Source organism: Mesorhizobium sp. ISC11 (genome assembly GCF_037162595.1).
In the GTDB taxonomy this organism is placed as follows: domain Bacteria; phylum Pseudomonadota; class Alphaproteobacteria; order Rhizobiales; family Rhizobiaceae; genus Mesorhizobium; species Mesorhizobium ciceri.
Window position 1 is genome coordinate 2,663,275 of record NZ_JAVSPW010000001.1, and the last position, 26,657, is coordinate 2,689,931.

Below are 26,657 nucleotides of genomic sequence, written 5' to 3' on the forward strand. Positions count from 1 at the left end.
GACATAATGGCTCTTTACGAACATGTGTTTCTTGCCCGGCAGGACCTCTCGCAGCAGCAGGTCGATGCGCTTGTCGAACAGTACAAGGGTGTCATCTCCGCAAATGGCGGGTCCGTCGGCCGGGTCGAGAACTGGGGACTGAAGTCCCTCACCTACCGGGTCAACAAGAACCGGAAGGCTTACTACACGCTGATGGACCTGAATTGCCCGGCGGCCGCGCTCAACGAGATGGAGCGCCAGATGGGCCTGTCCGAAGACGTGCTGCGTTTCCTGACCATCAAGGTCGAGGCGCATGAGGAAGGCCCGTCGGCCATGATGCAGAAGCGCGAAGAGCGCTCGGAACGCGGCGGCTTCGGCGACCGTGACCGTGGCGATCGTGGTCCGCGTTCGTTCGGCGATCGTGATCGCGGCGACCGTGGCGATCGTCCGCCGCGCTCGTTCGGCGACGCCGGTGCCGATCGTGGTCCGCGCCGTCCGCGCGAAGGCTTTGAAGGGGGTGCAGAATAATGGTCGACATCAATCAGATCCCGACCCGGCGCCCGTTCCATCGCCGCCGCAAGACCTGCCCGTTCTCCGGCGCCAACGCGCCCAAGATCGACTACAAGGACGTGCGTCTGCTGCAGCGCTACATTTCCGAGCGTGGCAAGATCGTGCCGTCGCGCATCACCGCCGTCAGCCAGAAGAAGCAGCGCGAACTCGCCAAGGCGATCAAGCGCGCCCGCTTCCTCGGCCTGCTGCCCTACGTGGTTCGCTAATATCTCAAATGCGGGCGGTTCGCCGCCCGCTCTTCTCCCACGGCGACGGGCGCCGCAGGGTTGAACATCAAATCCCGGGTTGAGGTCAAAACCTCTAACTGCCGCACAGGCAGGACAGCGACACCAGCGCCAAAGGCGCTCAAGCTTCCTGACCTGTTCCCAAGACATTCGGCGCCGATCTCATCGATCGATTGGCGTCCAACCAAAGGAACAAATCCATGGACGTCATTCTTCTCGAACGCGTTTCCCGCCTCGGCCAGATGGGCGATACCGTCAAGGTCAAGGACGGCTTTGCCCGTAACTTCCTGCTGCCGCAGGGCAAGGCGCTGCGCGCCAACGAAGCCAACAAGAAGAAGTTCGAAGGCCAGCGCGCCCAGCTTGAAGCCCGCAACCTCGAGCGCAAGTCGGAAGCGGCCCAGGTCGCTGAAAAGCTCGACGGCAAGAGCTTCATCGCCGTTCGCTCCGCCGGCGAAACCGGTCAGCTTTACGGTTCCGTTTCGACCCGCGACATCGCCGATCTGCTGACGGCGGAAGGTTTTTCGATCAACCGCAACCAGATCCTGCTCAACCAGCCGATCAAGACCATCGGTGTCACCAATGTGGCGATCGCGCTGCATCCGGAAGTCGAGGTCACCGTCACGCTCAACATCGCCCGCACGGCCGACGAAGCCGAGCGCCAGGCCAAGGGCGAGACGCTGACCACCGCCGAAGCCATCTATGGCGACGACATCAACGACAACGCCCGGCCGGAGAACTTCTTCGATCCGAACACCGAGTTCGAAGGCGACGAAGACAACGCCTGATCACACGTCGCAAGCGATTGGAGCCATGGGCTGATCACGACTTGACGCCAAGCTCCGATCACTTTGCCGTCATCCAGCCATGCTGGACCAATGCCCGGGCCTCGCGCCCGGGCATTTTTGTGCCAAATGGAACTTTTCGAACCCCTATATATTGTTGCAGACTATGGCGTCGCGCGTCCTTTGGCCGCGCAAAGCACGCTGTGCAACTTTGGTTCGGCGCAAGATCTCCGGCGAAATCGATCCCGATTTTCGCGGTCACGCGCCAAGGCAGCCTGTCTGGCCGAGAGGGGACATTTGGTCATGAATATTCTGTTGAAGCGCGTTCTCGACCGCTTGGTGCGCACCGGCAATCTTAGGGTAACCGGCCCCAAGGGCACGGCGGTGGTTTTCGGCGACGGCAGCGGCGAACCGGTGCACATGCACATCAAAACCGCGCATGCCGAGCGCGCCATCACCTTCGATCCGATGCTGGCGGTGCCTGAAGCCTACATGGACGGCGAACTCGACATTCTCGAGGGCGGCGTGCTGGGCGTGATGCGCATCGCCTTCCAGAACATGGGCAGCGGCGGCATCGACGCCACCTGGTCGAAGGCCATCGAAGGCCTGCGCCACGCCTTCCGCCGGCTGCAGCAGATCAACACCGCCTCGCGCTCGCGGCGCAACGTGCAGCGCCACTACGATCTGTCGGGCGATCTCTACCGGCTCTTCCTCGACGAGGACATGCAATATTCCTGCGCCTATTTCGAGCAGCCGGACATGACGCTCGACGAGGCGCAGGCCGCCAAGAAACGCCACATCGCCGCCAAGCTCCGGCTGAAGGCCGGCCAGACGGTGCTCGACATCGGCTCCGGCTGGGGCGGGCTTGGCCTCTATCTCGCCAAGGCGTTCGACGTCGACGTGCAAGGCGTCACGCTGTCGACCGAGCAGCATGGCGTCGCCACCGACCGGGCGCATGCGCAAGGGCTGGAAAGCCGCGTGCATTTCGAGCTGAAGGACTACCGCGAACTTAACGAGCGTTTCGACCGCATCATCTCGGTCGGCATGTTCGAGCATGTCGGCGTCAACCACTACCGTACGTTCTTCGACAAGAGCGCGACGCTGCTCAAGCCGGATGGCGTCATGCTGTTGCACACGATCGGCCGTTCCGGCGTGCCGTGGGCGACCAGCGCCTTCATCCGCAAATACATCTTCCCGGGCGGCTACATCCCGTCGCTGTCGGAAGTGATGCCTGCGATCGAGAAGTCGGGCCTGGTCGTCACCGACGTCGAGATCCTGCGGCTCCACTATGCCGACACGCTGAAGCACTGGGGCGAGCGCTTCGCCGCCAATCGCGACAAGGCCAAGGCGATCTATGACGAGCGCTTCTGCCGCATGTGGGAATTCTATCTGGCGGCCTCGGAAGCCGCCTTCCGCTGGCAGGATCTGGTGATCTTCCAGATCCAGATCGCCAAGAAGAACGATACGCTGCCGATGACACGCGACTACATGGCCAAATGCGAAAAAGCGCTCGAGATGCGCGATATGGGGCATCGTGAAACGGCTCCCGTCAAAAAGAGCCCGGCCGCCAAGCCGGCTCGCCGCCGCAAGGTTGCCGACCAGGAATAGCATTGCCGCTTGCCATTGCCGGCGCCTGCACTGAAAAAGGTCCCGTGACCGTCGCGGGACCTTTTTCATGACCTTTGTCCTCTATGCCGCCGCCGCTCTGGCCGAGATCGCCGGCTGCTTTTCATTCTGGGCCTGGTGGCGGCTGGAGAAGTCGCCGCTTTGGCTGCTTCCCGGCCTCGCCTCGCTTGCCCTGTTGGCTTCCTGCTGGCGCTGGTCGACACGTCAGCCGCCGGTCGCGCCTACGCCGCCTATGGCGGCATCTACATCGTGGCGTCGCTTGGCTGGCTGTGGCTGGTTGAAGGCGTTCGCCCCGACCGCTGGGATCTTGCCGGTGCCGCGCTCTGCATTGCCGGTGCTTCGGTGATCCTTCTCGTCCCGCGGGGCGCTTGAGATGGAGTTGCCTGCCTCCCTTCGCCAAGGTGTCGAGCGTCTGCTCGAAAACGTTCCGCTGGCGGTACTCAAGCAAGCGGCAAAGACGCTGTCCGACCGCTACCGCGCCGAGTTGCGCGACGGCCGTCTGCACATGGCCGAGGATCTGGCGGTGAAGGCCTATCTGGCGACGCGGCTGCCGGCGACCTATGCCGCGATCCGTTCCAGCCTCGACGCGCTGAGCGACGCCAAGCCTGCCTTTCAGCCCAGGACCTTGCTCGATGTCGGCGCCGGCCCTGGCACGGTGCTTTGGGCCGCGACCGATCTGTGGCCCGATCTCGAACAGGCGGTGTTGTTCGAAGCCAGTGCCGCCGTGCGTAAGATCGGCGAGACGCTTGCCGGCAACACTATTGCCGCCCAGATCAGATGGCTGGCCGGTGATGCCACCATCGACCTTGCTGACATCGAGCCGGCCGATCTGGTCACGTGCGCTTATGTGCTCGATGAAATCGCGCCGGCATCGCTGCCGAAACTCATTGACCGGCTCTGGCAACTCACTGGCGACACGCTCCTGATCGTCGAGCCGGGCACCCCCGCCGGCTGGCAGCGCATCCTTGCCGTGCGCCGGCAGCTGATCGAGGCGGGCGCGCATGTGCTTGCGCCTTGCGCGCATCAGGCGCCCTGCCCGCTGGTCCAGCCCGACTGGTGCCATTTTTCCCGCCGCGTCGCCCGCTCGCGCCTGCATCGGCTGGCCAAGGATGCCGACGTGCCGTGGGAAGACGAGAAATTCATCTACGTCGCGGCTTCTCGCGACGGCCCCACATCACACCAGGCACGAGTTCTTGCGCCACCGAAATCCGGCTCCGGCAAGGTTCTGCTCAAGCTTTGCCAGGACGACGGCACCGCCACCGAGCGCTTGTTCACCAAGCGCGACGGCGCCGACTTCAAGTTGGCCCGGCGATTGGACTGGGGCGACAGGCTGGACAACATCGCAAAATGAACAGTGCCAGTGTTCTTGCTTTGTTCCGACGAGTCAGATAGAGATCCACGCCCTGTCGAGTCAACCGGAATCGGGGCACGCGAATACTCTCCTGTGGACGATTGGTTGTTCCTGTGAACAACGGGCATCAAGGTTCTTTGGTTGGGTAGTGATGCAGAAAGGTCAGCACCGACTCATCACGTTCTGATATCGAAAGGCCGGGATTGAAATCGGGGATATCATGGCAGAGGCAGCGCGAAAATTCGGCGTCGCGGAAACACCGCTTTATCGTGAAGCGCCAAACAACATCGAGGCCGAGCAGGCGTTGCTCGGCGCCATCCTCGTCAACAACGACGCCTTCTACCGCGTCTCTGACTTCCTCAAGGCCAGCCATTTCTACGAGCCGCTGCACCGCAAGATCTATGAGGTGGCGTCCGAGTTCATCCGTATGGGCAAGGTGGCGACGCCGATCACGCTGAAAACCTTCCTGCCAGCCGACGAGAAGGTTGGCGACATGACGATGGCGCAATATGTCGTGCGGCTGGCGGTCGAGGCTGTGACCGTCGTCAACGCCACCGACTATGGCCGCGCCATCTATGACCTTGCGACGCGCCGCGCGCTGATCACCGTCGGCGAAGACATGGTCAACATCGCCTATGACGCGCCGGTCGACATGGCACCCGGCGAACAGATCGAGGATGCCGAGCGGCGGCTGTTCGAGCTGGCCGAAAACGGCCGCTACGATGGCGGTTTCGAAAGCTTTTCCGATGCGTTGAAGAATGCCGTCGACATGGCCAGCGCGGCCTATATGCGCGATGGCCACCTGTCCGGCATTGCCACCGGCCTGCGCGATCTCGACCATCGCATGGGTGGCCTGCAGCCTTCGGATTTGATCATCATCGCCGGCCGCCCAGGCATGGGCAAGACGTCGCTGGCCACCAACATCGCCTACAACATCGCTGCCGCCTATGAGCCTGCCCAACAGGCCGACGGCTCCGTCAAGGCGGCCAATGGCGGCGTCGTCGGCTTCTTCTCGCTTGAAATGTCGTCGGAGCAGCTGGCCACCCGCATCATCTCCGAGCAGACCGAGATTCCATCGTCGAAAATCCGGCGCGGCGATTTGACGGAAGCCGATTTCGGCAAGCTTGTCGCCTACACGCAGGAGAACCACAAGCGCCCGCTCTACATCGACCAGACGGGTGGTATCTCGATCGCCCAGCTCGCGGCGCGCGCCCGCCGCCTCAAGCGCCAGCGCGGGCTGGACCTGATGGTCATCGACTATATCCAGCTGATGCAGGGTTCATCTGCCAAGGCGTCGCAGAACCGCGTCCAGGAAATCACCGAGATCACCACCGGACTGAAGGCGCTCGGCAAGGAGTTGGGCGTGCCGATCATCGCGCTCTCACAGCTCTCGCGTCAGGTCGAAAGCCGCGACGACAAACATCCGCAGCTGTCCGACCTGCGCGAATCGGGCTCGATCGAGCAGGACGCCGACGTCGTGCTGTTCGTGTACCGCGAGGAATATTACATCAAGAACAAGGAGCCGGAGAAAGGCACGCCCGAGCATCTCGCCTGGGAGACGAAGATGATCGAGGTCCAGGGCAAGGCCGAAGTGATCATAGCCAAGCAGCGCCATGGACCGACCGGCACCGTCAGCCTTGCCTTCCAGGGCGAGTTCACCCGCTTCTCCGACCTCGCCGAGGAGCATCATCTGCCGGAAAGGTTCGAGTGACCTATTGAGACAGGTCCCATTCCTTGGCGCCCCCCTCTGTCCTGCCGGACATCTCCCCCTCAAGGGGGGAGATCGGATGGCATCGACGCTTTCGCCAATTTTTGGCGTTGAAAAGAAGGCGCAAGCGCTGAAGCTGCAAATCTCCCCCCTGGAGGGGGAGATGGCCGGCAGGCCAGAGGGGGGCGCTGCCCCGCCAGCCTGTCACGGCGTGGCTTCCATCTGATGGCCAAGTCGCGCGTCCAATTCATCTGCCAAAGTTGCGGATCGGTGCATCAGCGCTGGGCTGGCAAATGCGATGCCTGCGGCGAGTGGAACACGCTGGTCGAGGAAGGCACGTCCGGCGGCATCGGCTCAGGACCAGCCAACACGCGCAACGCCCGCAAGGGACGCGCCGTGGTGCTGACCACGCTGTCCGGCGATATCGAGGACGCGCCACGCATCATCTCGGGCATTGGCGAACTCGATCGCGCCACCGGCGGCGGGTTCGTGCGCGGCTCGGCGCTGCTGGTCGGCGGCGACCCCGGCATCGGCAAGTCGACGCTGCTCACCCAGGCGGCCGCGGCGCTGGCATCAAAAGGCCACCGCATCGTCTATGTCTCGGGCGAAGAGGCGGTCGCGCAGATCAGGCTGCGGGCGCAGCGGCTTGGCGTCGCCTCCTCTCCGGTGGAACTTGCCGCCGAGACCAATGTCGAGGACATCCTGGCGACGATCGCCGACGGCAAGCGGCCTGATCTCGTCATCCTGGATTCGATCCAGACGCTGTGGACCGACCTTGCCGATTCGGCACCCGGAACCGTCACCCAGGTGCGCGCTGCCGCCCAGGCGATGATCCGCTATGCGAAATCCACGGGTGCGGCGATCGTACTGGTCGGCCATGTCACCAAGGAAGGCCAGATCGCCGGGCCGCGCGTCGTCGAGCACATGGTTGACGCCGTGCTCTACTTCGAAGGCGAAGGCGGCCACCACTACCGCATCCTGCGTACGGTGAAGAACCGTTTTGGACCGACCGACGAGATCGGCGTCTTCGAAATGTCGGACAAGGGCCTGCGCGAGGTCGCCAATCCGTCCGAGCTTTTTCTTGGCGAACGCCATGCCAAATCGCCGGGGGCGGCGGTTTTCGCCGGCATGGAGGGGACAAGGCCGGTGCTGGTCGAGATCCAGGCACTGGTCGCACCCTCCTCGCTCGGCACGCCGCGCCGCGCCGTCGTCGGCTGGGACGGCGCCCGGCTGTCGATGATCCTGGCGGTTCTCGAAGCCCATTGTGGGGTGCGATTCGGCAGCCATGATGTCTATCTCAATGTCGCCGGCGGCTACCGGATTTCGGAGCCCGCGGCAGATCTCGCAGTGGCGGCCGCCCTGGTTTCCTCGCTCACCGGTCTTGCCCTTCCCGCCGATTGCGTCTATTTCGGCGAAATCAGCCTTTCGGGCGCCGTGAGGCCGGTTGCGCATGCGCAACAGCGCCTCAAGGAAGCCGAAAAGCTGGGTTTTGGAAGCGCGGTTCTGCCCTCGGGCAGCGGGGAACTGGCCGGGGGGATCGGGGCCGGTTCTTTCCAGCCGACCGAGCTTGCCGACCTCGTGGCACGCATAGCCGGCTCACGCCGAAGCCGCGTGGACGAAGAAGACTAGAGCATCGGACCCAGAGCCCGATGTTCGGCGCTATAATGCGGCTCATGGAGTGGGGCGAAAGACATGCCGATTACGCTGCTTGACGGAATTCTCGTCGGCTTCACTCTGGTTTCGGCGATGCTCGCCATGGTTCGCGGCTTCTCGCGCGAAGTCCTGTCCGTCGTCTCCTGGGCAGCGGCGGCAGCGGCGGCGTTCTTCTTCTACAAGCCGGTCGTGCCTTACCTCGCTCCCTACATCGAGAATGAAAAGGTCGCCATGGCGGCCGCCGCCGGCGTGGTTTTCATCATCGCGCTGATCGTCGTCTCGGTCATCACCATGAAGCTCGCCGACTGGATCATCGATTCCCGGATCGGCGCGCTCGATCGTACGCTCGGTTTCCTTTACGGCGCCGCGCGCGGCATCCTGGTCGTTGCCGTCGCCCTGCTGTTCTTCAACTGGCTGGCCGGCGCCAAGGCGCCAGCCTGGGTCACGGAAGCCAAATCGCGGCCGCTGCTCGAACAAATCGGCGCCAAGCTCGAAAGCCTGCTGCCCGAGGATCCGGAAAACGCGATCCTCAAGAAGCTCAATCCGAATCAGCCGGCCGCCGAGACGCCAGCTGCTCCGGACGCACCGGCGGCGGATGCTCCGGCGGGCGGCGACGATACCAACACGCCGGCGCCTGACGACAATGACGCAACACCACCGGCGAACAACGCCCCGGCCGCTCCGGCACCGGCGGCACCGGCAAACTGACGCCGAAAAACGGCGTCAGTATCTGACGATGGTGTGAACGACTGCACGGCCCGCGTTGCTTTCGGCGCGAACCCGCATTATATGGCGATTTTAGCGGAGCTTAAGATGGCAGACGCAGACGACGTGCTTTCCGCCGAGGCCGACGACCATTTCCACGACGAATGCGGTGTGTTCGGCATTTTCGGCCGGCAGGACGCTGCGGCCATCGTTACATTGGGCCTGCATGCGCTGCAGCATCGCGGCCAAGAAGCGGCCGGCATCGTTTCCTATGACGGCAGCCAGTTCCATGTCGAACGCCATGTCGGCCTGATCGGCGACACCTTCACCAAGCAGCGCGTCATCGACAGCCTGCAAGGCAACCGCGCCATTGGCCATACGCGCTACGCCACCACGGGCGGCGCCGGCATGCGCAACATCCAGCCCTTTTTCGCCGAATTGGCCGATGGCGGTTTCGCCGTCGCCCACAACGGCAATCTGACCAACGCCATGACCGTGCAGCGCGCGCTGCAGAAGCAAGGCGCGATCTTCTCCTCCACCTCCGATACCGAGACGCTTTTGCACCTCGTCGCCACCAGCAAGGAGCGTGATTTGAACTCGCGTTTCATCGATGCGGTGCGGCAGGTCGAGGGCGCTTTCTCCCTGGTGGCGATGACGGCCAAGAAGATGATCGGCTGCCGCGATCCGCTCGGCATCCGGCCGCTGGTGCTGGGCGATCTCGACGGCGCCTGGATCCTGGCCTCCGAAACCTGCGCGCTCGACATCATCGGCGCGCGTTTCGTGCGCGACCTGAAGCCCGGCGAGATGGTCGTCGTCACGTCCAAGGGCATCGAGAGCCTGTTCCCCTTCGAGCCGCAGAAGACCCGCTTCTGCATCTTCGAATATGTCTATTTCGCGCGGCCGGATTCCTCGGTCGAAGGCCGCAACGTCTATGAGGTGCGCAAGCGTATCGGCGCCGAGCTGGCGGTCGAAAGCCCGGTCGAGGCCGACATCGTCGTGCCGGTGCCGGATTCGGGCACGCCGGCGGCGATCGGCTTCAGCCAGGCGGCCGGCATTCCCTTCGAGCTCGGTATCATCCGCAATCATTATGTCGGCCGCACCTTCATCCAGCCGGGCGATTCGATCCGCCATATGGGCGTCAAGCTGAAGCACAATGCCAACCGCCGCATGATCGAAGGCAAGCGCGTGGTTCTGGTCGACGACAGCATCGTGCGCGGCACCACCAGCCAGAAGATCGTGCAGATGGTGCGCGACGCCGGCGCCAAGGAGGTGCATATGCGCATCGCCTCACCGCCGACACGCGCCTCCTGCTTCTACGGTGTCGACACGCCGGAGAAATCGAAGCTCCTGGCATCGCGCATGTCGATCGAGGAGATGGCCGAGTTCATCCGCGTCGATTCGCTCGGCTTCCTCACCATTGACGGGCTCTACCGCGCGGTCGGCGAGGCCAGTCGCGACAACGACCAGCCGCAATTCTGCGATGCCTGCTTCACCGGCCAGTACCCGACCCGCCTGCTCGACTTCGAAGGCCACGACAATGTGCGCACGCTGTCGCTGCTGGCGACAAGCGGGACGTAGGCCGGACCGCCATCAGCGTTAGTCAATTCCCGGAATCCATCGCATGACCCTCGACCTTTCCGGCCGCGTTGCGGTCGTCACCGGCGCCTCGCGCGGCATCGGCTATTTCATTGCCAAGGAATTGGCTGCCGCCGGCGCGCATGTCATTGCGGTGGCTCGTACTGTCGGCGGGCTGGAAGAGCTCGACGACCAGATCAAGGCGGCCGGCGGCCAGGCGACACTGGTGCCGCTCGACCTCGCCGACATGGCCGGCATCGACCGCCTGGGCGGCGCCATCCACGAACGCTGGGGCAAGCTCGACATTCTCGTCGCCAATGCCGGCGTGCTCGGCGTCATCTCGCCGATCGGTCATGTCGAAGCAAAAACCTTCGAGAAGGTGATGACCATCAACGTCACCTCGACCTGGCGGCTGATCCGCTCGGTCGACCCTCTGCTGCGGCTCTCCGATGCTGGCCGCGCGATCATCCTGTCTTCCAACGCCGCGCACTCGGCGCGCGCCTTCTGGGCACCCTACGCGGCATCCAAGGCCGCGGTGGAGACGATGATGCGCTCCTGGGCGCATGAGACGCAGAGCCTGCCGCTCAGGGTGAACGCCGCTGACCCCGGCGCCACCCGCACCGCCATGCGGGCCCAGGCAGTGCCGGGCGAAGATCCCGAGACGTTGCCGCATCCCTCCGAGATCGCCAAACGCATCGTGCCGCTGGCCAGCCCGGGGCTGAAAGAGACCGGATTGATCTTCCAGGCCAAGCACAATCGCTTCGTCGCCTATAGGCAGCCGGAATAAACTTGAGCCTTTTTTTGACGCATGTCGGTTTCCCAAAAACCGCTGCGCACTTTTAAGCGACATGCGTAGGGATTAAACAGGCCTCCGGAAACGTTTCTTCGACGTAGTCGAAGCCCAAACCGGAGGAACCACCATGCGCAAACTGCTTCTCGCCACCGCGGCCATCCTGATCGCAGCCGCGGGCGCCGCTTACTCGCAAGATGCCAAGATGAGCTTCTTCGTCACCAGTGTCGGTTCCGGCAAGGGTGCCGACCTCGGCGGCCTCAAGGGTGCTGACGCGCATTGCGCATCGCTGGCGGAAGCCGCCGGCGTCACCGGCAAGAGTTGGGCCGCCTATCTGTCAACCAGCGACACTGACGCCCGCGACCGTATCGGCAAGGGGCCGTGGGTGAACGCCAAGGGCGTCAAGATCGCTGACGACGTCGCCTCGTTGCACAGCGATGCCAACGGCATCACCAAGCAGACGGCGCTCAGCGAGAAAGGCGAAGTGGTCAACGGCCGCGGTGACACGCCGAACCGCCACGACGTGCTGACCGGCTCCAAGTCTGACGGCACCAAGATCGCCGACCAGACCTGCGGCGACTGGACGATGAGCGGGGCGGAAGGCGCCGCGATGATGGGCCATCACGACCGTACCGGCCTCGACGATTCGGCAGCCGCCAAATCCTGGAATTCCTCGCACGCCTCGCGCGGCGGCTGCAGCCAAGAGGCGCTGAAGGGCACCGGGGGCGATGGCTTGTTCTATTGTTTTGCCACCAACTGAGCCGATTGCGCTTCGAAATCGGGCTGGGAAACCCGCCGTCACATCACGCGGCTGTGATTTGGCGGCGGGAGGCTGTGCCGCGGTCATGCTTTCGTCATTTCCTTGGAGTTGGTAGGGTCACCGCGACTCCCACAACAAGCGCCCAACTGGCAGAACAAGGAAATCCCCATGGCTACGACCGCAGCAGCGTTGGTCTGGTATCTGGTAATCGCCGGTCCGCAAGGCGGCATGGTCGTGCTGCCCAGCACCTTCGACAAGCGCGAACAATGCACCGCCGCCATCACCGAATATCAGAAGCAGCCGACACCGGCCGGCTGGTCGGTGCAATGCGTGCCGAGCGCCTCGCCCTTCACCGACGAGGGTGACGCCGAAGAACCGTCAGCACAGTAGGCGTCAGCGGCGTGCGCTGACCGTCAGTTCCGGCTTCTGGCTGATGGTCTGGAATACCACGCAATAACGCTCGGTCAGCTTCAGCAGCGAGTCTATCCGCTCCTGCGGCTCATCGGTGTCGAGGTTGAAATTGAGCCGGATGGCGCGAAAGCCGACCGGCGCATCCTTGGCGACACCGAGCGTGCCGCGAAAATCGAGATCGCCTTCAGCCTCCACCGTGGCGGCGCCGAGTTTGAACTCGAGCGCCGTCGCCACCGCCTTCAGCGTCACCCCAGCGCAGGCGACCAACGCCTCCAGCAGCATGTCGCCCGAGCAGAGCTCAAGGCCTGAGCCGCCTGTTGCCGGATGCAGGCCGGCGATGGCGAGCGCCCTGCCCGTCTCCACCTTGCAGGCAACCGACTGGTCGTCGATCGAGCCCTTGGCGCGAAGCGTGATCATGGCCTGCGAAGCGTCGTCACGATACGCCTGCTTCAGCGGCGCCTGCATGGCCTTCAGTTCGGTCGCATCCATCCGCTTTCCCCTTTCGTCGACTGCTTGCGTCACCGGCATGCGCCGTCCGGTCAAGATTTGCGCCGATCACCTTGGGAAGGCAATGCCATTCCGCAACAGGTGCCAGCCGCCTACACCGATATCCCAAATGGGACATTGACGGACAAGGTCCCAAAAACGTCTGATCCGGGCAAGTCATCACTCCATTTCCCGGCGGTCCCCGATGCCTCGAACCCTCTCGACAAGGCCGAAACAGGATGGGTTTCGCGCGCCCGGCGAATTCGAACCCAAGTCAGGCTGCTGGATGATCTGGCCGGAGCGGCCGGACACCTGGCGCCTCGGCGCCAAGCCCGCGCAAAAACTGTTCGCCGATGTCGCCGCGGCGATCGCGCAAAGCGAGCCGGTGACGGTGGCGGCTTCTGCTCGCCAGTGGCAGAATGCCCGAGCGCGATTGCCCGGTCATGTGCGCGTCGTGGAAATGTCCACCAACGATTCCTGGCTGCGCGACAGCGGTCCCAACTTCGTCGTCAACGATCAAGGCGACGTGCGTGGCGTCGATTGGATCTTCAACGCCTATGGCGGTTTTGACGGCGGCCTCTATTCGCCATGGGACCTGGATGACCTTGCGGCGCAAAAAGTGCTCGAAATCGAGAACATGGATCGCTACCGCGCACCTCTGATCGCCGAGGGTGGCGGGTTGCAGTGCGACGGTCAGGGCACGCTCATCACGACGGAGCAATGCCTGCTCAACCGAAATCGCAACGCTCATCTCGGCAAGGCCGAGGTGGAGCGCCAGCTTGGCGACTATCTCGGTGTCGACACCATCATCTGGCTGCCACGCGGCTTTGCCTTCGACGAGACCGACGGCCATGTCGACGACGTCTGCTGCTTCGTGCGCCCCGGCGTGGTCGTGCTGAGCTGGACCGACAATCGGGACGACCCACAATATGAGATCGTGCGCGAAGCCGAGGCGGTGTTGCGTTCGGCTCGTGATGCGAAGGGCCGCGCGCTGGAAGTTCACCGGCTGCCCCACCCCTTGCCGATCGAGATGACGCCGGAAGAAAGCGACGGCGTGGACCGGCTGGATTCGACCTGGGCGCGACCGGCCGGAAACCGGATCGCGGCGAGCTACATCAACTACTATCCGGGCAACAGCGTTGTGGTGGTACCGCAGTTCGGCTGCGATCTCGATGTGAAGGCCAAGCGGACGCTGGCCGATCTGTTTCCCGACCACCGAATAGTCGGGATCGAAAACTCGCGAGAGATCCTGCTGGGCGGCGGCAATGTCGCCTGCATCACCTTGCCGGTCTATGCCCCGCAACGACGTTGAGGGAGCATGCCGAGAACACATAGCGAAAACGGAGGACATTCATGCGCGCTCTGATCTTCTCAACCCTGCTTGCCTGCGGCGTCTGCGCAAATGCGGCTTCGGCGGACGAGGAAAAGATCGTCAACGTCTACAACTGGTCCGACTACATCGCGCCGGACACGGCCGAGAAATTCGAGAAGGAAACGGGAATCAAGGTTCGTTACGACGTCTATGACGGCAACGAGGTGCTTGAGACCAAGCTGCTCACCGGCGGCTCGGGATATGACGTGGTCTACCCTTCAGCCTATCCGTTCCTCAAGAACCAGGTGAAAGCAGGGGCTTTCCTGGAACTCGACAAATCGAAGCTTGCCAACCACTCGAAGATCGATCCGCAAGCCCTCGCGCTGATCGCCGGCGCCGACCCGCAGAACCTGCATGCAGTGCCCTATATGGCGGTCACCGACGGCATTGGCTACAACGTCGCTGCGGTGAAGCAGCGGCTGCCGGACGGGCCGACAGATTCCTTCGCCATGGTCTTCGACGTCGATGTGGTCAAGAAGCTGTCCGATTGCGGTGTAGCTATCATCGATGCGCCGGCTGAAGTCATCCCGATGGCGATGAACTACCTTCACATCCACCCCAAATCGACCAGTCCCGACGACCTCGCCAAGGTCGAGGACCTGCTGGTCAAGGTGCGGCCCTACATCCGCTATTTCCATTCGTCGAAATACATCAACGACCTCGCCAACGGTGACATCTGTGTGGTGTTGGGCTGGTCGGGCGACATACTCCAGGCAAGGACCCGTGCGGCGGAATCCGTAAAGAAGCTGGAGATCGCCTATTCTATCCCCAGAGAAGGCACGCTCATCAACTTCGATACGATGGCGGTACCGAAAGATGCGCCGCATCCCGACAACGCCCAGGCCTGGATCAACTTCAATCTGCGGCCCGATATCGCCGCGGCCAATTCCAGCTATGTCTCCTACGCCAATGCGATACCGGAGTCCCTGCCGCTGATGGACAAGGCCATAGCCAGCGATCCCGGCGTCTTTCCGCCTGATGCCGTGAAGGCCAAGCTGTTCGTGGTGGACAACAACGACCCAAAGCTGCTGCGATCCCAAAACCGCATGTGGACGCGCATCGTGACGGGACAATAGAGCAATTCCGGAAAAAGTGCGCAGCGGTTTTCCCGGGAAAAGCGCGTAGCGCTTTCCCTTGGGAATTGCGTCAAAGCAAAAAGACAGAGCCGGGCGGAAGCCGTCAGGCTCAAGCGGCTTCGCGGATGGCCGCCAGCAACTCGACCTGGGAGTGCACGCCGAGCTTGCGATAGATCTGCTTGATGTGGTTGCGGACGGTCCCGGGCGAGATGGCGAGGCATCGCGAAATCGTCTTGGCGTTGCCACCATCGACCAGATGTCGCGCAATCTCGGTCTCGCGCCTGCTCAGCCGCGAGCGAGCGTCACCGATTGCGGCGCCCTTGTGCCGGAAGCGGCACAGATGGAGCAATCTTTCCAAAATGAGCCTTGTCGCGCTGCTTGCCGCGCAAGCCGTCGCCAGATCCTGCTCGCCAAACGGTTCTGCCCCGTTTCGCCTGAGAAAAGTGACATAGCCAGCGGTCAGCCGGTCGAGATTGAACACGCCGGTGATCTCGTCGAAACTGTCGGAAGGGCCGAAGAATTCGCGATAGTAGGGAGTCCGCTGGAAGTCGCCATTGCGGAGTGCCGACAGCGGCAACAGGAAATCCTGCCTTGTGCTGGCGAACCTCTGGAAGAAGGGATCCTGGCGATACAGTCGTGCATCGTAGTCGCGGTTCCAGCGATCGGGACCGGCATCGTCGATGGTCAGGGATGTGATGTCGCGACGGTAAAAGCCGACATAGGCGCGGTCGGAGCCAAGCAACTCGCTCGCCGCTGCCGTGAAGCGAGCCGACAATTCTTCGGGTGTCACGGCAACGGCCGCAGCGGCGACACCGCCGCTCCAGCGCCCAAACTGATCGAGGGAAAGGTTCGACTGCATTCCAATTCATACTAGGCATGATGCCGAAAAGTGTGAAGCGGTTTTCGGACGGCATCATGCTCCATCTGTTTGATTTAGAGCCGGATTCAGATTTCAGGTCGATCGACCTGAAATCATCCGGCTCTAGCGCAAGCCGTTGCAAGTTCAAATCAGCCATTTCCTTTGACTTCGACCCTCTCGGCCATACCTATGCGGGAGTCGTTGTCGCGGAGCCATCATGCCGGTCAAATTGAAACTGATCTGCCTTATCCTGCCGATGCTCGCCGTCCTGGCGCAGCCCGTCCTGGCTGAAACGGCGGAGCGGCCGGCGCCCTCGGGCGGCGTGCTATCCCTGCTGCCGCCGCCGCAGACCACCAACCATTCGATCACGCTGGCCGGGCGCAAGCTGGATTACCAGGCAAAGGCGGCGACCCTGTCGCTGCTATCGGGCAAGGGCGACGTCACGGCGGAGATCTTCTACGTCGCCTACACACTGGAGCCGCCGGCAAGCGGGGCCAAAGACCAGCAGCGGCCGATCACCTTCGTGTTCAACGGCGGCCCTGGAGCAGCGTCCGCCTATCTGCATATCGGCGCACTCGGTCCACGGATAATCGCGACGGGAGCCGACGGCGAATTCCTGCCGTCACCGCAAAGACTGATCGACAATCCGGACAGCTGGCTCGACATGACCGATCTCGTCTTCGTCGATCCGGTGGGAACAGGCTATAGCCGCGAGGCACCGGGTCAGGACACGCGCGATTTCTGGGGCGTAAACCAGGATGCCAGCTCGATAGGCGCCTTCATCCGGCTCTATCTCGCGCAGAACGGCCGCACCGGGTCGCCACTGTTCCTCGCCGGCGAAAGCTATGGCGGGTTCCGCGCAGCGCTGCTCGCCAGGACGTTGCAGGAAGATATCGGCATCAGTCCGAACGGCATCGTGCTGATCTCGCCGGCGCTGGAGTTCACGCTGGTGCAGCCCGACGAATTCGAGCCGCTGCATTGGGCGCTCGAACTGCCTTCACTGGCTGCGGTGCGCCTGCGCGCCGAAGGCGTCAGCGGCGACGCGTTGCGGGAGAAGCTGGCAGACATCGAACATTATGCGATGGGCGATTACCTCACGGCAATCACCAGCGGACTGGAGCAAGGCAGGCGGCTGGCCAGCCAACGCGTGGCTGACATCACCGGCCTGCCGCTCGACCTGGTGCAGCGGAACTCCGCCCGCATCCCCACCGGCCTGTTCGCAAGGGAGTTCGCCCGCGCCAGCGGCAAGGTGCTCAGCCCCTATGACGCCACGATCGGCACGGCCGACATCGCGCCCGAGAGCGCCCGCATCGCCGGCCCGGATCCGGTGCTCGACCGCAGCGTGCCGGCGCTGACGTCGGCGTTCGTCGGCTATATCAGCGACGAACTGCATTTTCGCACCGATGTCAGCTATCGGCTGCTCAATGGCGAAATCAGCCACAATTGGGATTACGGGACCGGCGCCTCGCGGCAAGGCTATGCCGGGGTGATGGACGATCTGCAGCGCGCACGCTCGCTGAACCCTTCGCTCGGCGTCGTGATCGTCAACGGCTACACCGATCTGGTGACACCTTACCTCGCCTCGCGCTACCTGGTGAGCCAGATCCCGTCGCTCGCCAATGCCGAGCCCATCCGTCTCGATGTCGTCGAGGGCGGGCACATGATGTGCTTCAGGTCCGACGGCCGGCGCGCGCTGAAAGAAGCCGCTTCGGAACTTTACCAGGCGACGCAGTAGGCTTGGCGACAGTGCAGTTCGGCAAAGACCCGTGCCCCAATATAAGCACCGGGCTGGCGTAGCGCCGCAGGGGTTTTCGCCCGTATAGCTTGGTACCAAGGGAGTTGAATTCACGGCTCCCTTGTGTCGCTCCTCACAGCATTTCTGCCGCTCCGGCAAATTTGGTCCCACGCGCCTTATGGCCGATATCGCCATTCTCGAAACACGCGAGCGGGTTCTTGCAGGCATCCTGCTGACCGGTGCGGCCTATCTGCTGTTTTCGACACAGGATGCTTCGATCAAGCTGCTGGTCGTCGGCATGAGCGTCTGGCAGATCATGTTCTTCCGCAGCATCACCATTCTGGGCGCGTGCGCGGCGATCGGCGGACGACAGCTGTTTGCCGACACGATGCGCTCGCCGATCGTGCGGCCGATGCTGGTGCGCAGTGCCTTCACGCTTGCTGCGTGGCTCTGCTACTACAACGCCGCGCGCAGCCTGCAGCTCGCCGAACTGACCACCGTCTATTACGCGGCTCCGATCATCGTCACCGTGCTTTCGGTGTTCCTGCTCGGCGAAAAAGTGCCGATGCTGCGCTGGCTGGCGGTGCTGATCGGCTTTGCCGGCGTGTTCATCGCTTGCGATCCGACCCATCTCGGCCTGTCCGTGCCGGTGCTGCTGGTGCTGGCGGCCGCCTTCTTGTGGGGCATCGCCATCGTGCTCTTGCGCAGGACCGCCCTTGCCGAGCGCTCGATGATCCAGCTCCTGCTCAACAATTTCTATTTCCTGCTGTTTTCGGCGGTGCCGGCGCTGCTCTGGTGGCAGACGCCAAACCTGGCGCAATTGCTGCTGCTTGCCAGCGTCGGCGCACTCGGCGGCCTGGCGCAGTATCTTCTCTTCGAAGGCATGAAGCGCACACCAGCCTCGGTGCTGGCACCGCTGGAATACACCTCGCTGTTGTGGGCATTCGCACTCGGCTTTGCGATCTGGGGCGACGTGCCGCGCCGCGAAGTTTTCCTGGGCGCTGCGCTGATCGTCGCCGCCGGCCTGCTGATCGTCGGCACCGAGCATTTCCGCAAACGGCTATGATGTGCATGGCCATGATTGCTGACGCTACGATGTCAGGACCAAGCGGCGTAGGCTGGCGGCATGATTGAGATTGCAGCCGCCACCGACACCGCCGCGGAGCGGACACTCGGCATCATCCTGGTATCGTCCTCAGCCGCCGTTTTCGGCCTGACCGGCGTTCTTACCAAGTCGATCCACGCCGACCCGTTGACCATCATCTGCTGGCGCGGTTTTGTCGGCGCGATCCTGATCAGCCTCTATGTGCTGTGGCGGCGTCACCGTTCCGGTGGGCGTGAGACCCTGCGGCTTGGCTGGCGCGGCTGGCTGCTGGCGGTGGAAGGCGCGCTGGCCAGCATCGCTTTCATCTCGGCGTTCAAGTTCACCTTCGTCGCCAATGTCGCTGTCATCTATGCCACAGCACCTTTCGTCACGGCGCTGCTGGCCTGGGTTCTGACGCGCGAACCCTTCCGGTTGCAGACGATGGTCGCCGCCGCCGTGTCGCTGTGCGGCGTGGCGATCATGGTCTGGTCCGGCTTCGGCACCGGCAATCTGTTCGGCGACGGACTGGCACTGCTAATGACCATCGGCAGCGGCCTTTACATGATCATGGTTCGCGCCTTCCGCGACACGCCCGTGGTGTGGGCCGGTGCGGTGTCGGCATTCCTGTTGTTCGTGCTCGGTTGGTTCGTCACCGATCCGCTGGCGGTTTCGCCGAGAGATGCCGTTCTGCTCGCCACTTTCGGCGCGTCCTTCGCGCTGTCCTCGATCCTGTGGACGGAGGGCGCACGACTCATCCCGCCGGCCGAATCCGGGCTTCTCGGTTCGGCCGAAGTGCCGTTCGCGATCCTGTTTGCCTTCCTGTTCCTGGGCGAGATTGCACCAGCCGTCAGCATGATCGGCGGCGCCGTCGTGCTCACCGCAGTGTTCGCCCATGCGGGGCGGGATTGGCTGATGGCGCGCTCGCAACGCATGGCGTCAAATATTTCTTAAAAAGTGACACGGTCATGGAACCATCATCCGGGTCAGGCATTATTGCTGCGACGGGCCATCCCCAAGTCCCCCCAAACCCCTCGGCCCGTCCTACTCCAAGCCGACCGTAAGGTCGGCTTTTTCTTTGCCACTTGGGACCGCAAGGTCGGGTTCGTTGGGCATTCAGCCCGACAAGGCAAGGTTGGCGCTGAGCAGGGTCGCCAGATCGGCTGCCGATCCATCGGCACCGGCGCGCAGCCGGATGGCGAACTCAGCCAAAGGCACCTGCGGCAGGCCAAGCTGGCGCGGCGCCTCGACAATCCCGGAATGGGCAAAACGAGCCGTTCGCAGCGTCAGTGCGACACCGGCGTTCACGGCTGTGCGCAGGCCGGCCAGACTGGCGCTGCCGGCAGCAATGCGGTAGCGGCGGCCGGCGGCATCGAGTGCGGCAAGTGCCGCTTCGCGAAAACCGCAATATGGATCGAGCAGCGCCAGCGGCAGTTCCTCCTGCCGCGTGGCCAGCCCCTTTTGTGAGCATAGCCACATCATCGGCTCGCGCAGCACGCCGACTTCGTCCGGCGCTGCCGTCTGGCGCATGACGATCGCCAGATCGAGGCCGCCAGACTGCAGCGCCTGCGCCAACTCGGCGGAACGGCCGACCCGCAGTTCGATCCTGACGCGCGGATGGCTGCCGGCGAAAGCACGCAGCAGATCCGGCAGGCCGCTGTCGGCAAAATCCTGCGTCGTGCCGATGGCAACGCGCCCGGCAGCGCGGGCGCCCTTCAGCGCCAGCCAAGCCTCGCGATGGGCGGCAAGAATGCGCTTGGCGTGGCCGACGAGATCCTCACCCGCCGGCGTCAGACCACGTCCTCGCCCTTGCGCCGCCAGCAGCGGCTCGCCGACGATTTCCTCCAGCCGCTGCATCTGGGCGGTCACCGCCGAGGGCGAGCGGCCGATGCTTGCAGCCGCCCGGGCCAGCGAGCCGCTGTCGACGAAAGCAAGGAAGGTTCGGAGCAGATCGGGATCCAGTGTTTCCATACTTCGACAATATCGAAGTATGGGTTAAAAACAATTCGATTTTTTTGACTAAAAGGTGGTGGCATGGTTGTTTCAACGGCGATCGGACGCCGCTCAAGCCAAGGAGAAGAAGAATGCCTATCATCAACATCAGCGTCACCGGCAAACCTGACGCGGCGCTTTCCGCTCGCATCGCAAAGGAGGCCACAGAAATCACCGCGACGCAGTTGCGCAAGGACCCGACGATCACGGCAGTTGCCGTGTCCTATGTCGATCCGCAGCACTGGTTCGCCGGCGGCAAGTCGCTGGCCGAGCACGGCACCAACACGTTCTGGCTTGATATCAAGGTGGTCGACGGCACCAACACCAAGCTTGAGCTGGAGGCCTATCTGAAGGCGATCTTCGCAGCCTTCGGCCGTCTGCTGGGCGGCGTGCACGAGGAGAGCTACGCCTTCGTGCATGAAGTGCCGGCAGCCGCTTACGGCTATGGCGGCAAGACGCAGGAATTTCGTTTCATCAGTGGACGGCTGCAGGCGGCGTGAGAAGCAGCTTCCCGCACCAAGGGAAGCAAAAGCTCCGCATTGACCTTGCTCCCACATCGTCTAGGTTCTGGCCGACACGGCCGCAAAGAGCCGAGATGCTAAAAACGTTGGGAGAGACGCGGCATGATCCTGACACTGGCGCTGCTTGCGGGTCTTGTTCTGGCCTGGCTCCTGATTGGCGTGGCGGAAAAATTCCGCCTCGGCCTACGCTTCACCCAGGCGCTGCTCTATGTCCCGTTCAAGCTTGCCTACCGGATCGGAGACAGCCGCATCAGGATCGCCCGCAAGGCGCAGGCCCCAGTCATCTACGTCATCTCGCATCAATCGCGCTTCGAGCCGGCGCTGATGCTGTCGCTGCTGCCGGAAGACACGCTGCATATTCTCGATGAGGTCTCGGCGCGCTCGCCGTGGCTCGAACCTTGGCGCGAGCTTGGCCGTACCATCGCCTTCAACGCCGAACATGTCTTCGTCAGCCGCCGGCTGGTGCGGGTGCTGAAGGGCAAGGGCCGGCTCGCTGTCTATCTGCCGGATGCAGTCGAGCCCGACGTCAAGACGTTTCGGTTGTTTCGTGCCGTCACCCGCATCGCCATGCAGGCCGATGCCAAAATCGTGCCGATCTTCGTCGGCGGCGCGCGCAGCCTGCCGGTGTCGCTGACGCCTGGGGACAAGGCGCCACGACACTGGTTTCCGCAACTGTCGATCAGCGTGCTGGAGCCGATGACCATCACTGAGCTGGTGGCGCGCAACCCCGAGCAGGCCTCGAACACCAGCGCGCTGTTCGACCGTGTCGCCGAGGCGCGGCTCTTCGGCACCAACCTCGATCGCGGCCTGTTCCTGGCCATGCGCGATGCCGCCGACCGCGTCGGCGCTTCGCATATCATCATCGAGGACGTGATCTCCGGCGCGCTGAGCTACCGCAAGCTGTTCATCGGCGCCCGCGTCCTGGGCAGGCGCTTCGAGGCGGTAACGGCTCCGGGCGAGGCAGTCGGCGTGATGCTGCCCAATGCCAATGGCGTCGTGCTGTCGCTCACCGGACTTCTGTCGGCCGGCCGGGTGGCGGCGATGATCAACTACACGGCCGGGCCGGCGAGCGTCACCGCGGCCGTGCGCACGGCGGTGATAAGGACCGTGATTTCGTCCCGCGCGTTCGTCGAGAAGGCCGACCTTGCCGATATCGTCGCGGCGGTCGAAAAGGGCGGCGCCAGGCTTCTCTGGCTCGAGGATGTGCGGGAGAGCGTCACCGCGCTGGACAAGCTTGCCGCCGCCTTGCTGTGGCGCTGGCCGCTGCAGCGACAGGACGCGGCCAAGCCGGCGGTGATCCTGTTCACCTCGGGCTCGGAAGGCACGCCGAAGGCAGTCGTGCTGTCGCACAAGAACCTTTACGCCAACGCCATGCAGGCTGAGGCGCGCATCACCATCTCGCCCGCCGACATCCTGCTCAACGTGCTGCCGGTGTTCCATTCGTTCGGCCTGACGGGCGGCACCATCCTGCCGCTGGTCACCGGGGTAAAACTGTTCCTCTACCCCTCGCCGCTGCACTACAAGATCATCCCCGAGGTTGCGCGCAAGGTGAAACCGACCATTATGTTCGGCACCGACACGTTCCTCGCCAACTATGCGCGTACCGCCAAGGACGGCGATTTTTCCAGCCTGCGCTTCGTCGTTGCCGGCGCCGAGGCGGTGAAGCCGGAAACCCGCCGTGTCTATCGCGAACGCTTCCAGGCCGAGATCATCGAAGGGTTCGGGCTGACAGAGGCGGCACCGGTGGTTGCCGTCAACACGGCAATCCATGGCCGCGACGGTACCGTCGGGCGGCTGCTGCCGGCCATGCGCATGAAGCTTGAGCCGATCGAAGGCATTTCCGACGCCGGCCAATTGTGGCTCGACGGACCGAACCTGATGATGGGCTACATGACCGCGGACCGCCCCGGTGAATTGCAGCCGCTGACGGGCTGGCACGACACCGGCGACATCGTCGCTGTCGACCGCGAAGGCTTCATCACCATTCGCGGCCGCGCCAAGCGCTTCGCCAAGATCGCCGGCGAGATGGTGTCGCTGGGTGCTGTCGAGATGCTGGTGCAGTCGTTGTGGCCGGAAGAACGCCATGCGGCGGTAGCGGTGCCGGACAAGAGGCGCGGCGAGCGCATTGTGCTGGTCACCACCGCCGACGACGCCAATCCCGACGAGTTGCGCAGATTCGGCAAACAAGCCGGCGCCGCCGAACTGATGGTGCCCAACGACATCGTCAAGGTCGAGGAAATCCCGGTGCTGGGTTCGGGCAAGACCGACTATGTCTCGACCCGAAAGCTGGCGATCGACAGGCTGGGGCTCGGCGTCGCGGCCTGAGTCGGATCAAGCACTTCCGCCGACCTTCTAACCTATATCCGAAGGCGGCACCTTCTCGCCCTCCAGCTTGGCGCGTTTCGAATAGGCGCGCACACTGAACGGCAGGAAGATCAGGTAGCCGGCAACCGAAGCGGTCAGCGTGTACCAGGGGTAGGTCATCAGCAGCAGTACGTAGAGCACGACACCCAGGATGATCGGCAACACCCTGTCGCCCGGGATTTTCAGGCTCTTGCCGGAATAGACCGGCAGCCGGCTGACCAGCAGGAAGGCGACCAGTATGGTAAAGCCGGTGGCGACGAAGGCCGCTGGACGACTGGGCTCCAGCCCTGTGCGCAGGAAATAGAGATAGAGCGGCAGCATCACCAGCACAGCACCAGCCGGCGCCGGCACGCCGACGAAATATTCGGACTGCCATATCGGGCGGTCGGCCTTCTCGTCGTCGAGCACGTTGAAGCGGGCGAGCCTTAGCCCGCAGGCGATGGCGAACAGCAAGGCCGCAATCCAGCCCGGCGAGCCGGCACGGTCGAGCAGGAAGGCATAAAGCACCAAAGCCGGGGCGACGCCGAAATTGACGATGTCGGCCAGCGAATCCATCTGGGCGCCGAATTTGGAGGTTGCCTTCAGCATCCGCGCCAAGCGGCCATCAATGCCGTCGAGGAAAGCGGCCAGCAGCACCATCACCACGGCCGGCTCGAAGCGGCCTTCGAAGCCGAAGCGGATGCCCGACAGACCGGCGCAGATGGCAAGCACGGTGACGAGGTTGGGCAGCACCATGCGCATCGGGATCTCGCGGATGCGCGGACCGCCGCTGGCATGGGCCTCGAACTTCTTATACTGCGTGCCCACGGCTCAGGAAATCCGCACGAGGGGTGTGCCGGCGACACCGCCGAATTCGGCCAGCACGGTTTCGCCGCCGACCGCTGTCTGGCCGACGGCAACGCGCGGCGTGGCGGTCAAGGGCAGGAAGACATCGACGCGCGAGCCGAAGCGGATCAAGCCGAAACGCTCGCCGGTGCCGATCGAGCCGCCCGCCTCGGCCCAACAGACGATCCGCCGCGCCACCAGGCCGGCGATCTGGACGGCGGCGATCGTGCCGTTGGGGCTTTCGATGACCAGGCCGTTGCGCTCGTTCTCGGTGCTGGCCTTGTCGAGTTCGGCGTTGAGGAATTTTCCGGGCCGGTGTTCGATCCTGACGATACGACCGCGTACCGGGGCGCGGTTCACGTGACAGGAAAAGACATTCATGAACACCGAGATGCGGGTCATCTCGACATTGCCGAGGCCGAGTTCGCGCGGCGGCACGGCCGGCCCGACCGCCGAGATGATGCCGTCGGCGGGGCTGACCACCAAGCGGTCGTCGACCGGCGTGACGCGCTCGGGATCGCGGAAGAAATAAACGCACCAGGCCGTCAGGATCAGACCGATCCAGAACAGGACCGAGGAGAAATAGCCGAGGAAAAGCGTCGCCGCGCCAAAGGCCGCGATGAAGGGATAGCCTTCGCGATGGATCGGTACGAACGCGTTCTTGACCGTATCGACAAGGCTCATCAGCTAAAAACAGGCTCCGTTTCAAGTCCGGCCTCAATAGCCGAAAGCCCCCCTCGCCGCAACGCAACAATCGGCGGCGCGGGCGAACGGGCAAGGGCCTGTCGCCTCAGGATAGCCGAACGCTCCGCGTTCGTGAGGTCGCGACCGGCTCGCATGCCTGTGCCACTGGCGTCAGAATTTCGAGACAATCAGCCCAGATCAGTTGGCACCATCGGCTTCGGCGCGCACAAAATGTTCTTCGATCTCAAGCCTATGGGCATCCGCCAGCGGATCTTCGGCGCCCGACCTCAAGAGCGCGCTCCCGTTGGGAGAGGACACCAAAAACAGCAGTCTACCGTCAGCAGCAACTGTCCAACTGACGACCGATCCTCCCTCGCTCGGAATCAGCATCGATGGCAAAGCAACTGCTCCTGCCGTATCAATTCCAGCCCTGCGCAAAAGAAGGTCGAGGGCTGCTGGTGCCCCGTATTCATCAGCCAGTTCGATGACTGTCGCTATTGAATCAGCGCCGACATGCGACAGCTTCAGACCGACACGTGGAGCACCTTCGCCAAGTAACTCATCAACGCTATCGACCGGTCCGAGGTCGAGTTGCAGTTCTGTACCATCAGCAGCCAGGTACTGGTATGCAGCCGCATGCGTTGGCGTGACTACGCACAAACGCACCCTGCCGGCGTTGGTTACGACCGGAAATGTCATCTGCTTCTCGCCATCTAGTCCAACATCCGTCCTTTGCCGAGCCCGAGCTTAACCTCGGGCTGCGGCAAAGCTGCACAGGCGAGCCCGATGCCCACTTCAAGTCGGCTCGTCATCACTGCTTTCAGATGGAACACCGAACGATGGCGCAATCGAGGTTCGCGCCTGGAGTTGGCCATCACAATGTCAAGAGTGGCCTCCTGGCATTCGGCATCGTCGACAATCTCCAGTTCAGGCCAGGAGGCTATCCAACCCACTGCGCGGGCAAGCATCGGGACGCTGTCTTCCTCCTTGTAAAAAAGATCGTCGAGTCCATCAAGGAAATCAGCGCGGCCACCTTCGAATCCAGTCTGTTCCTCCGCTTCCTTGGGATGTTCCCGGACCCAAGCAACCATCTGTTTCAAAATAGCTAAATGGTTTTCTGCTCGCATTCCAGCCAAAGCCAAATGCACATCCGAGGTGACTTTATCGAGGTGATCACGGTAATTGTGAATAAATTGGCTATGGCCGCCATTAGCCACTTCCATCCCGTATAGGTAAGCGTGAAAAAACTGCCTCGCTGACGGCGGTATTTCGTGATCTTTGTAGAGGCCCTGATCAAACATTGCGGTCACGAAATCCATGACTGCAGTCACGAGGTCAGCAACGTAGTTTTCCTTAGCGGCGCGCTCGACTGCTGAAAACGGGACAACAATTGAAGTCACGCGCGGACTGGCCGTCGGTTGCTCCGGCTGGTGCGCCGAAATCGTTGTCGACTGCTGCAGCCTTTTCTTTCGCGAAAAAATTCCGAACATTCCAAAGCCTTCTTACCCGGAGGAAAGCAATACCGGTA

At 63.2% G+C, this 26,657-nt stretch carries 27 protein-coding genes and 1 pseudogene; 21 read left to right on the forward strand and 7 right to left on the reverse strand.

What is annotated here, in order from left to right; all coding sequences use genetic code 11:
• The first annotated feature begins 6 nt into the window (after positions 1-6).
• The 14 genes and pseudogenes from rpsF (at position 7) to RPF88_RS13340 (ending at position 12,113) form a co-directional block, all read left to right on the forward strand.
• Positions 7-507: a 30S ribosomal protein S6 gene (rpsF, locus tag RPF88_RS13275; RefSeq protein WP_013532520.1), complete on the forward strand. Its 501-nt coding sequence runs from the start codon at positions 7-9 to the stop codon at positions 505-507.
• A complete protein-coding gene (rpsR, locus tag RPF88_RS13280) occupies positions 507-755 on the forward strand; it encodes a 30S ribosomal protein S18 (RefSeq protein ID WP_006203718.1) in 249 nt (82 codons plus the stop codon). Before rpsF ends, rpsR begins: the two co-directional genes overlap by 1 nt.
• Positions 756-973: 218 nt before the next feature.
• A complete protein-coding gene (rplI, locus tag RPF88_RS13285) occupies positions 974-1,558 on the forward strand; it encodes a 50S ribosomal protein L9 (RefSeq protein WP_013532521.1) in 585 nt (194 codons plus the stop codon).
• A 300-nt stretch (positions 1,559-1,858) separates the two neighbouring features.
• A complete protein-coding gene (locus RPF88_RS13290) occupies positions 1,859-3,163 on the forward strand; it encodes a cyclopropane-fatty-acyl-phospholipid synthase family protein (RefSeq protein ID WP_337122549.1) in 1,305 nt (434 codons plus the stop codon).
• Between the two features lie 67 nt (positions 3,164-3,230).
• Positions 3,231-3,553, forward strand: a pseudogene (locus RPF88_RS13295) (YnfA family protein).
• Between the two features lies 1 nt (position 3,554).
• Complete coding sequence (locus tag RPF88_RS13300) at positions 3,555-4,532, forward strand: small ribosomal subunit Rsm22 family protein (RefSeq protein ID WP_337122550.1); 978 nt, start codon at positions 3,555-3,557, stop codon at positions 4,530-4,532.
• A gap of 220 nt (positions 4,533-4,752) precedes the next feature.
• On the forward strand, positions 4,753-6,243 hold the full coding sequence (locus RPF88_RS13305) for a replicative DNA helicase (protein WP_013532525.1): 1,491 nt from the start codon (positions 4,753-4,755) through the stop codon (positions 6,241-6,243).
• Positions 6,244-6,319: 76 nt separating this feature from the next.
• A complete protein-coding gene (locus tag RPF88_RS13310) occupies positions 6,320-6,466 on the forward strand; it encodes a hypothetical protein (protein WP_224621689.1) in 147 nt (48 codons plus the stop codon).
• Positions 6,466-7,869, forward strand: coding sequence for a DNA repair protein RadA (radA, locus tag RPF88_RS13315; RefSeq protein WP_013532526.1), 1,404 nt, complete (start codon positions 6,466-6,468; stop codon positions 7,867-7,869). The genes RPF88_RS13310 and radA overlap by 1 nt, the downstream gene beginning before the upstream one ends.
• 63 nt (positions 7,870-7,932) lie before the next feature.
• Positions 7,933-8,601, forward strand: coding sequence for a CvpA family protein (locus RPF88_RS13320; protein ID WP_013532527.1), 669 nt, complete (start codon positions 7,933-7,935; stop codon positions 8,599-8,601).
• 105 nt (positions 8,602-8,706) lie between these two features.
• Positions 8,707-10,176, forward strand: a complete 1,470-nt coding sequence (gene purF / locus RPF88_RS13325) for an amidophosphoribosyltransferase (RefSeq protein WP_013532528.1) — start codon at positions 8,707-8,709, stop codon at positions 10,174-10,176.
• Positions 10,177-10,219: 43 nt separating this feature from the next.
• Entirely contained in the window at positions 10,220-10,960 is a 741-nt protein-coding gene (locus RPF88_RS13330) for an SDR family NAD(P)-dependent oxidoreductase (RefSeq protein WP_127369620.1), read from the forward strand.
• A 133-nt stretch (positions 10,961-11,093) separates the two neighbouring features.
• Positions 11,094-11,723, forward strand: coding sequence for a hypothetical protein (locus RPF88_RS13335; protein WP_337122551.1), 630 nt, complete (start codon positions 11,094-11,096; stop codon positions 11,721-11,723).
• A gap of 168 nt (positions 11,724-11,891) precedes the next feature.
• Entirely contained in the window at positions 11,892-12,113 is a 222-nt protein-coding gene (locus RPF88_RS13340; RefSeq protein ID WP_013532531.1) for a hypothetical protein, read from the forward strand.
• Between the two features lie 3 nt (positions 12,114-12,116).
• On the opposite strand, the gene RPF88_RS13345 is transcribed toward RPF88_RS13340, so the two are convergent.
• Entirely contained in the window at positions 12,117-12,623 is a 507-nt protein-coding gene (locus RPF88_RS13345) for an OsmC family protein (protein WP_027162698.1), read from the reverse strand.
• A gap of 202 nt (positions 12,624-12,825) precedes the next feature.
• On the opposite strand from RPF88_RS13345, the gene aguA reads away from it, so the two are divergent.
• Together aguA and RPF88_RS13355 are read left to right on the forward strand one after the other, a co-directional pair.
• Positions 12,826-13,932, forward strand: a complete 1,107-nt coding sequence (gene aguA, locus RPF88_RS13350; RefSeq protein ID WP_337122552.1) for an agmatine deiminase — start codon at positions 12,826-12,828, stop codon at positions 13,930-13,932.
• A 41-nt stretch (positions 13,933-13,973) separates the two neighbouring features.
• Positions 13,974-15,068, forward strand: a complete 1,095-nt coding sequence (locus tag RPF88_RS13355) for a polyamine ABC transporter substrate-binding protein (RefSeq protein ID WP_337122553.1) — start codon at positions 13,974-13,976, stop codon at positions 15,066-15,068.
• 109 nt (positions 15,069-15,177) lie between these two features.
• Here the strand turns inward: RPF88_RS13355 and RPF88_RS13360 are convergent, their stop codons facing one another.
• Positions 15,178-15,927 (reverse strand): helix-turn-helix transcriptional regulator, encoded by a 750-nt coding sequence (locus tag RPF88_RS13360; RefSeq protein ID WP_013532535.1) that lies wholly within the window; start codon positions 15,925-15,927, stop codon positions 15,178-15,180.
• Between the two features lie 217 nt (positions 15,928-16,144).
• Between RPF88_RS13360 and RPF88_RS13365 the strand changes: the two genes are divergently transcribed.
• The 3 genes from RPF88_RS13365 (at position 16,145) to RPF88_RS13375 (ending at position 19,697) form a co-directional block, all read left to right on the forward strand.
• Positions 16,145-17,662, forward strand: a complete 1,518-nt coding sequence (locus RPF88_RS13365) for a S10 family peptidase (protein ID WP_337122554.1) — start codon at positions 16,145-16,147, stop codon at positions 17,660-17,662.
• A gap of 178 nt (positions 17,663-17,840) precedes the next feature.
• A complete protein-coding gene (locus RPF88_RS13370; protein ID WP_224673085.1) occupies positions 17,841-18,728 on the forward strand; it encodes a DMT family transporter in 888 nt (295 codons plus the stop codon).
• 60 nt (positions 18,729-18,788) lie between these two features.
• A complete protein-coding gene (locus RPF88_RS13375) occupies positions 18,789-19,697 on the forward strand; it encodes a DMT family transporter (protein WP_337122555.1) in 909 nt (302 codons plus the stop codon).
• Between the two features lie 162 nt (positions 19,698-19,859).
• Here the strand turns inward: RPF88_RS13375 and RPF88_RS13380 are convergent, their stop codons facing one another.
• Positions 19,860-20,714, reverse strand: coding sequence for a LysR substrate-binding domain-containing protein (locus RPF88_RS13380; protein WP_337122556.1), 855 nt, complete (start codon positions 20,712-20,714; stop codon positions 19,860-19,862).
• Positions 20,715-20,827: 113 nt separating this feature from the next.
• Between RPF88_RS13380 and RPF88_RS13385 the strand changes: the two genes are divergently transcribed.
• Both RPF88_RS13385 and RPF88_RS13390 read left to right on the forward strand, forming a co-directional pair.
• The gene (locus RPF88_RS13385; RefSeq protein WP_013532540.1) at positions 20,828-21,235 is read left to right on the forward strand and encodes a tautomerase family protein; all 408 of its coding nucleotides are present in this window, start codon (positions 20,828-20,830) and stop codon (positions 21,233-21,235) included.
• A 123-nt stretch (positions 21,236-21,358) separates the two neighbouring features.
• Positions 21,359-23,581 carry an AMP-binding protein gene (locus RPF88_RS13390; RefSeq protein ID WP_337122557.1) on the forward strand — a complete coding sequence of 741 codons (2,223 nt, stop codon included), beginning with the start codon at positions 21,359-21,361 and terminating at the stop codon, positions 23,579-23,581.
• 27 nt (positions 23,582-23,608) lie between these two features.
• Here the strand turns inward: RPF88_RS13390 and RPF88_RS13395 are convergent, their stop codons facing one another.
• The 4 genes from RPF88_RS13395 to RPF88_RS13410 all read right to left on the reverse strand — a co-directional run bounded on the left by RPF88_RS13395 (position 23,609) and on the right by RPF88_RS13410 (position 26,619).
• Entirely contained in the window at positions 23,609-24,427 is an 819-nt protein-coding gene (locus RPF88_RS13395; RefSeq protein WP_013532542.1) for a CDP-alcohol phosphatidyltransferase family protein, read from the reverse strand.
• A 3-nt stretch (positions 24,428-24,430) separates the two neighbouring features.
• Positions 24,431-25,129 carry a phosphatidylserine decarboxylase gene (locus RPF88_RS13400; protein ID WP_013532543.1) on the reverse strand — a complete coding sequence of 233 codons (699 nt, stop codon included), beginning with the start codon at positions 25,127-25,129 and terminating at the stop codon, positions 24,431-24,433.
• A gap of 198 nt (positions 25,130-25,327) precedes the next feature.
• Positions 25,328-25,828, reverse strand: a complete 501-nt coding sequence (locus RPF88_RS13405) for a hypothetical protein (RefSeq protein ID WP_337122558.1) — start codon at positions 25,826-25,828, stop codon at positions 25,328-25,330.
• Between the two features lie 14 nt (positions 25,829-25,842).
• Complete coding sequence (locus RPF88_RS13410) at positions 25,843-26,619, reverse strand: DMP19 family protein (RefSeq protein WP_337122559.1); 777 nt, start codon at positions 26,617-26,619, stop codon at positions 25,843-25,845.
• Between the last annotated feature and the right edge of the window lie 38 nt (positions 26,620-26,657).

Coding starts and splice junctions, on each gene's coding strand:
- rpsF (WP_013532520.1), top strand. CDS start 7: ATGGCTCTTTACGAACATGTGTTTCTTGCCCGGCAGGACCTCTCGCAG.
- rpsR (WP_006203718.1), top strand. CDS start 507: ATGGTCGACATCAATCAGATCCCGACCCGGCGCCCGTTCCATCGCCGC.
- rplI (WP_013532521.1), top strand. CDS start 974: ATGGACGTCATTCTTCTCGAACGCGTTTCCCGCCTCGGCCAGATGGGC.
- RPF88_RS13290 (WP_337122549.1), top strand. CDS start 1,859: ATGAATATTCTGTTGAAGCGCGTTCTCGACCGCTTGGTGCGCACCGGC.
- RPF88_RS13300 (WP_337122550.1), top strand. CDS start 3,555: ATGGAGTTGCCTGCCTCCCTTCGCCAAGGTGTCGAGCGTCTGCTCGAA.
- RPF88_RS13305 (WP_013532525.1), top strand. CDS start 4,753: ATGGCAGAGGCAGCGCGAAAATTCGGCGTCGCGGAAACACCGCTTTAT.
- RPF88_RS13310 (WP_224621689.1), top strand. CDS start 6,320: ATGGCATCGACGCTTTCGCCAATTTTTGGCGTTGAAAAGAAGGCGCAA.
- radA (WP_013532526.1), top strand. CDS start 6,466: ATGGCCAAGTCGCGCGTCCAATTCATCTGCCAAAGTTGCGGATCGGTG.
- RPF88_RS13320 (WP_013532527.1), top strand. CDS start 7,933: ATGCCGATTACGCTGCTTGACGGAATTCTCGTCGGCTTCACTCTGGTT.
- purF (WP_013532528.1), top strand. CDS start 8,707: ATGGCAGACGCAGACGACGTGCTTTCCGCCGAGGCCGACGACCATTTC.
- RPF88_RS13330 (WP_127369620.1), top strand. CDS start 10,220: ATGACCCTCGACCTTTCCGGCCGCGTTGCGGTCGTCACCGGCGCCTCG.
- RPF88_RS13335 (WP_337122551.1), top strand. CDS start 11,094: ATGCGCAAACTGCTTCTCGCCACCGCGGCCATCCTGATCGCAGCCGCG.
- RPF88_RS13340 (WP_013532531.1), top strand. CDS start 11,892: ATGGCTACGACCGCAGCAGCGTTGGTCTGGTATCTGGTAATCGCCGGT.
- RPF88_RS13345 (WP_027162698.1), bottom strand. CDS start 12,623: ATGGATGCGACCGAACTGAAGGCCATGCAGGCGCCGCTGAAGCAGGCG.
- aguA (WP_337122552.1), top strand. CDS start 12,826: ATGCCTCGAACCCTCTCGACAAGGCCGAAACAGGATGGGTTTCGCGCG.
- RPF88_RS13355 (WP_337122553.1), top strand. CDS start 13,974: ATGCGCGCTCTGATCTTCTCAACCCTGCTTGCCTGCGGCGTCTGCGCA.
- RPF88_RS13360 (WP_013532535.1), bottom strand. CDS start 15,927: ATGCAGTCGAACCTTTCCCTCGATCAGTTTGGGCGCTGGAGCGGCGGT.
- RPF88_RS13365 (WP_337122554.1), top strand. CDS start 16,145: ATGCCGGTCAAATTGAAACTGATCTGCCTTATCCTGCCGATGCTCGCC.
- RPF88_RS13370 (WP_224673085.1), top strand. CDS start 17,841: ATGGCCGATATCGCCATTCTCGAAACACGCGAGCGGGTTCTTGCAGGC.
- RPF88_RS13375 (WP_337122555.1), top strand. CDS start 18,789: ATGATTGAGATTGCAGCCGCCACCGACACCGCCGCGGAGCGGACACTC.
- RPF88_RS13380 (WP_337122556.1), bottom strand. CDS start 20,714: ATGGAAACACTGGATCCCGATCTGCTCCGAACCTTCCTTGCTTTCGTC.
- RPF88_RS13385 (WP_013532540.1), top strand. CDS start 20,828: ATGCCTATCATCAACATCAGCGTCACCGGCAAACCTGACGCGGCGCTT.
- RPF88_RS13390 (WP_337122557.1), top strand. CDS start 21,359: ATGATCCTGACACTGGCGCTGCTTGCGGGTCTTGTTCTGGCCTGGCTC.
- RPF88_RS13400 (WP_013532543.1), bottom strand. CDS start 25,129: ATGAGCCTTGTCGATACGGTCAAGAACGCGTTCGTACCGATCCATCGC.
- RPF88_RS13405 (WP_337122558.1), bottom strand. CDS start 25,828: ATGACATTTCCGGTCGTAACCAACGCCGGCAGGGTGCGTTTGTGCGTA.
- RPF88_RS13410 (WP_337122559.1), bottom strand. CDS start 26,619: ATGTTCGGAATTTTTTCGCGAAAGAAAAGGCTGCAGCAGTCGACAACG.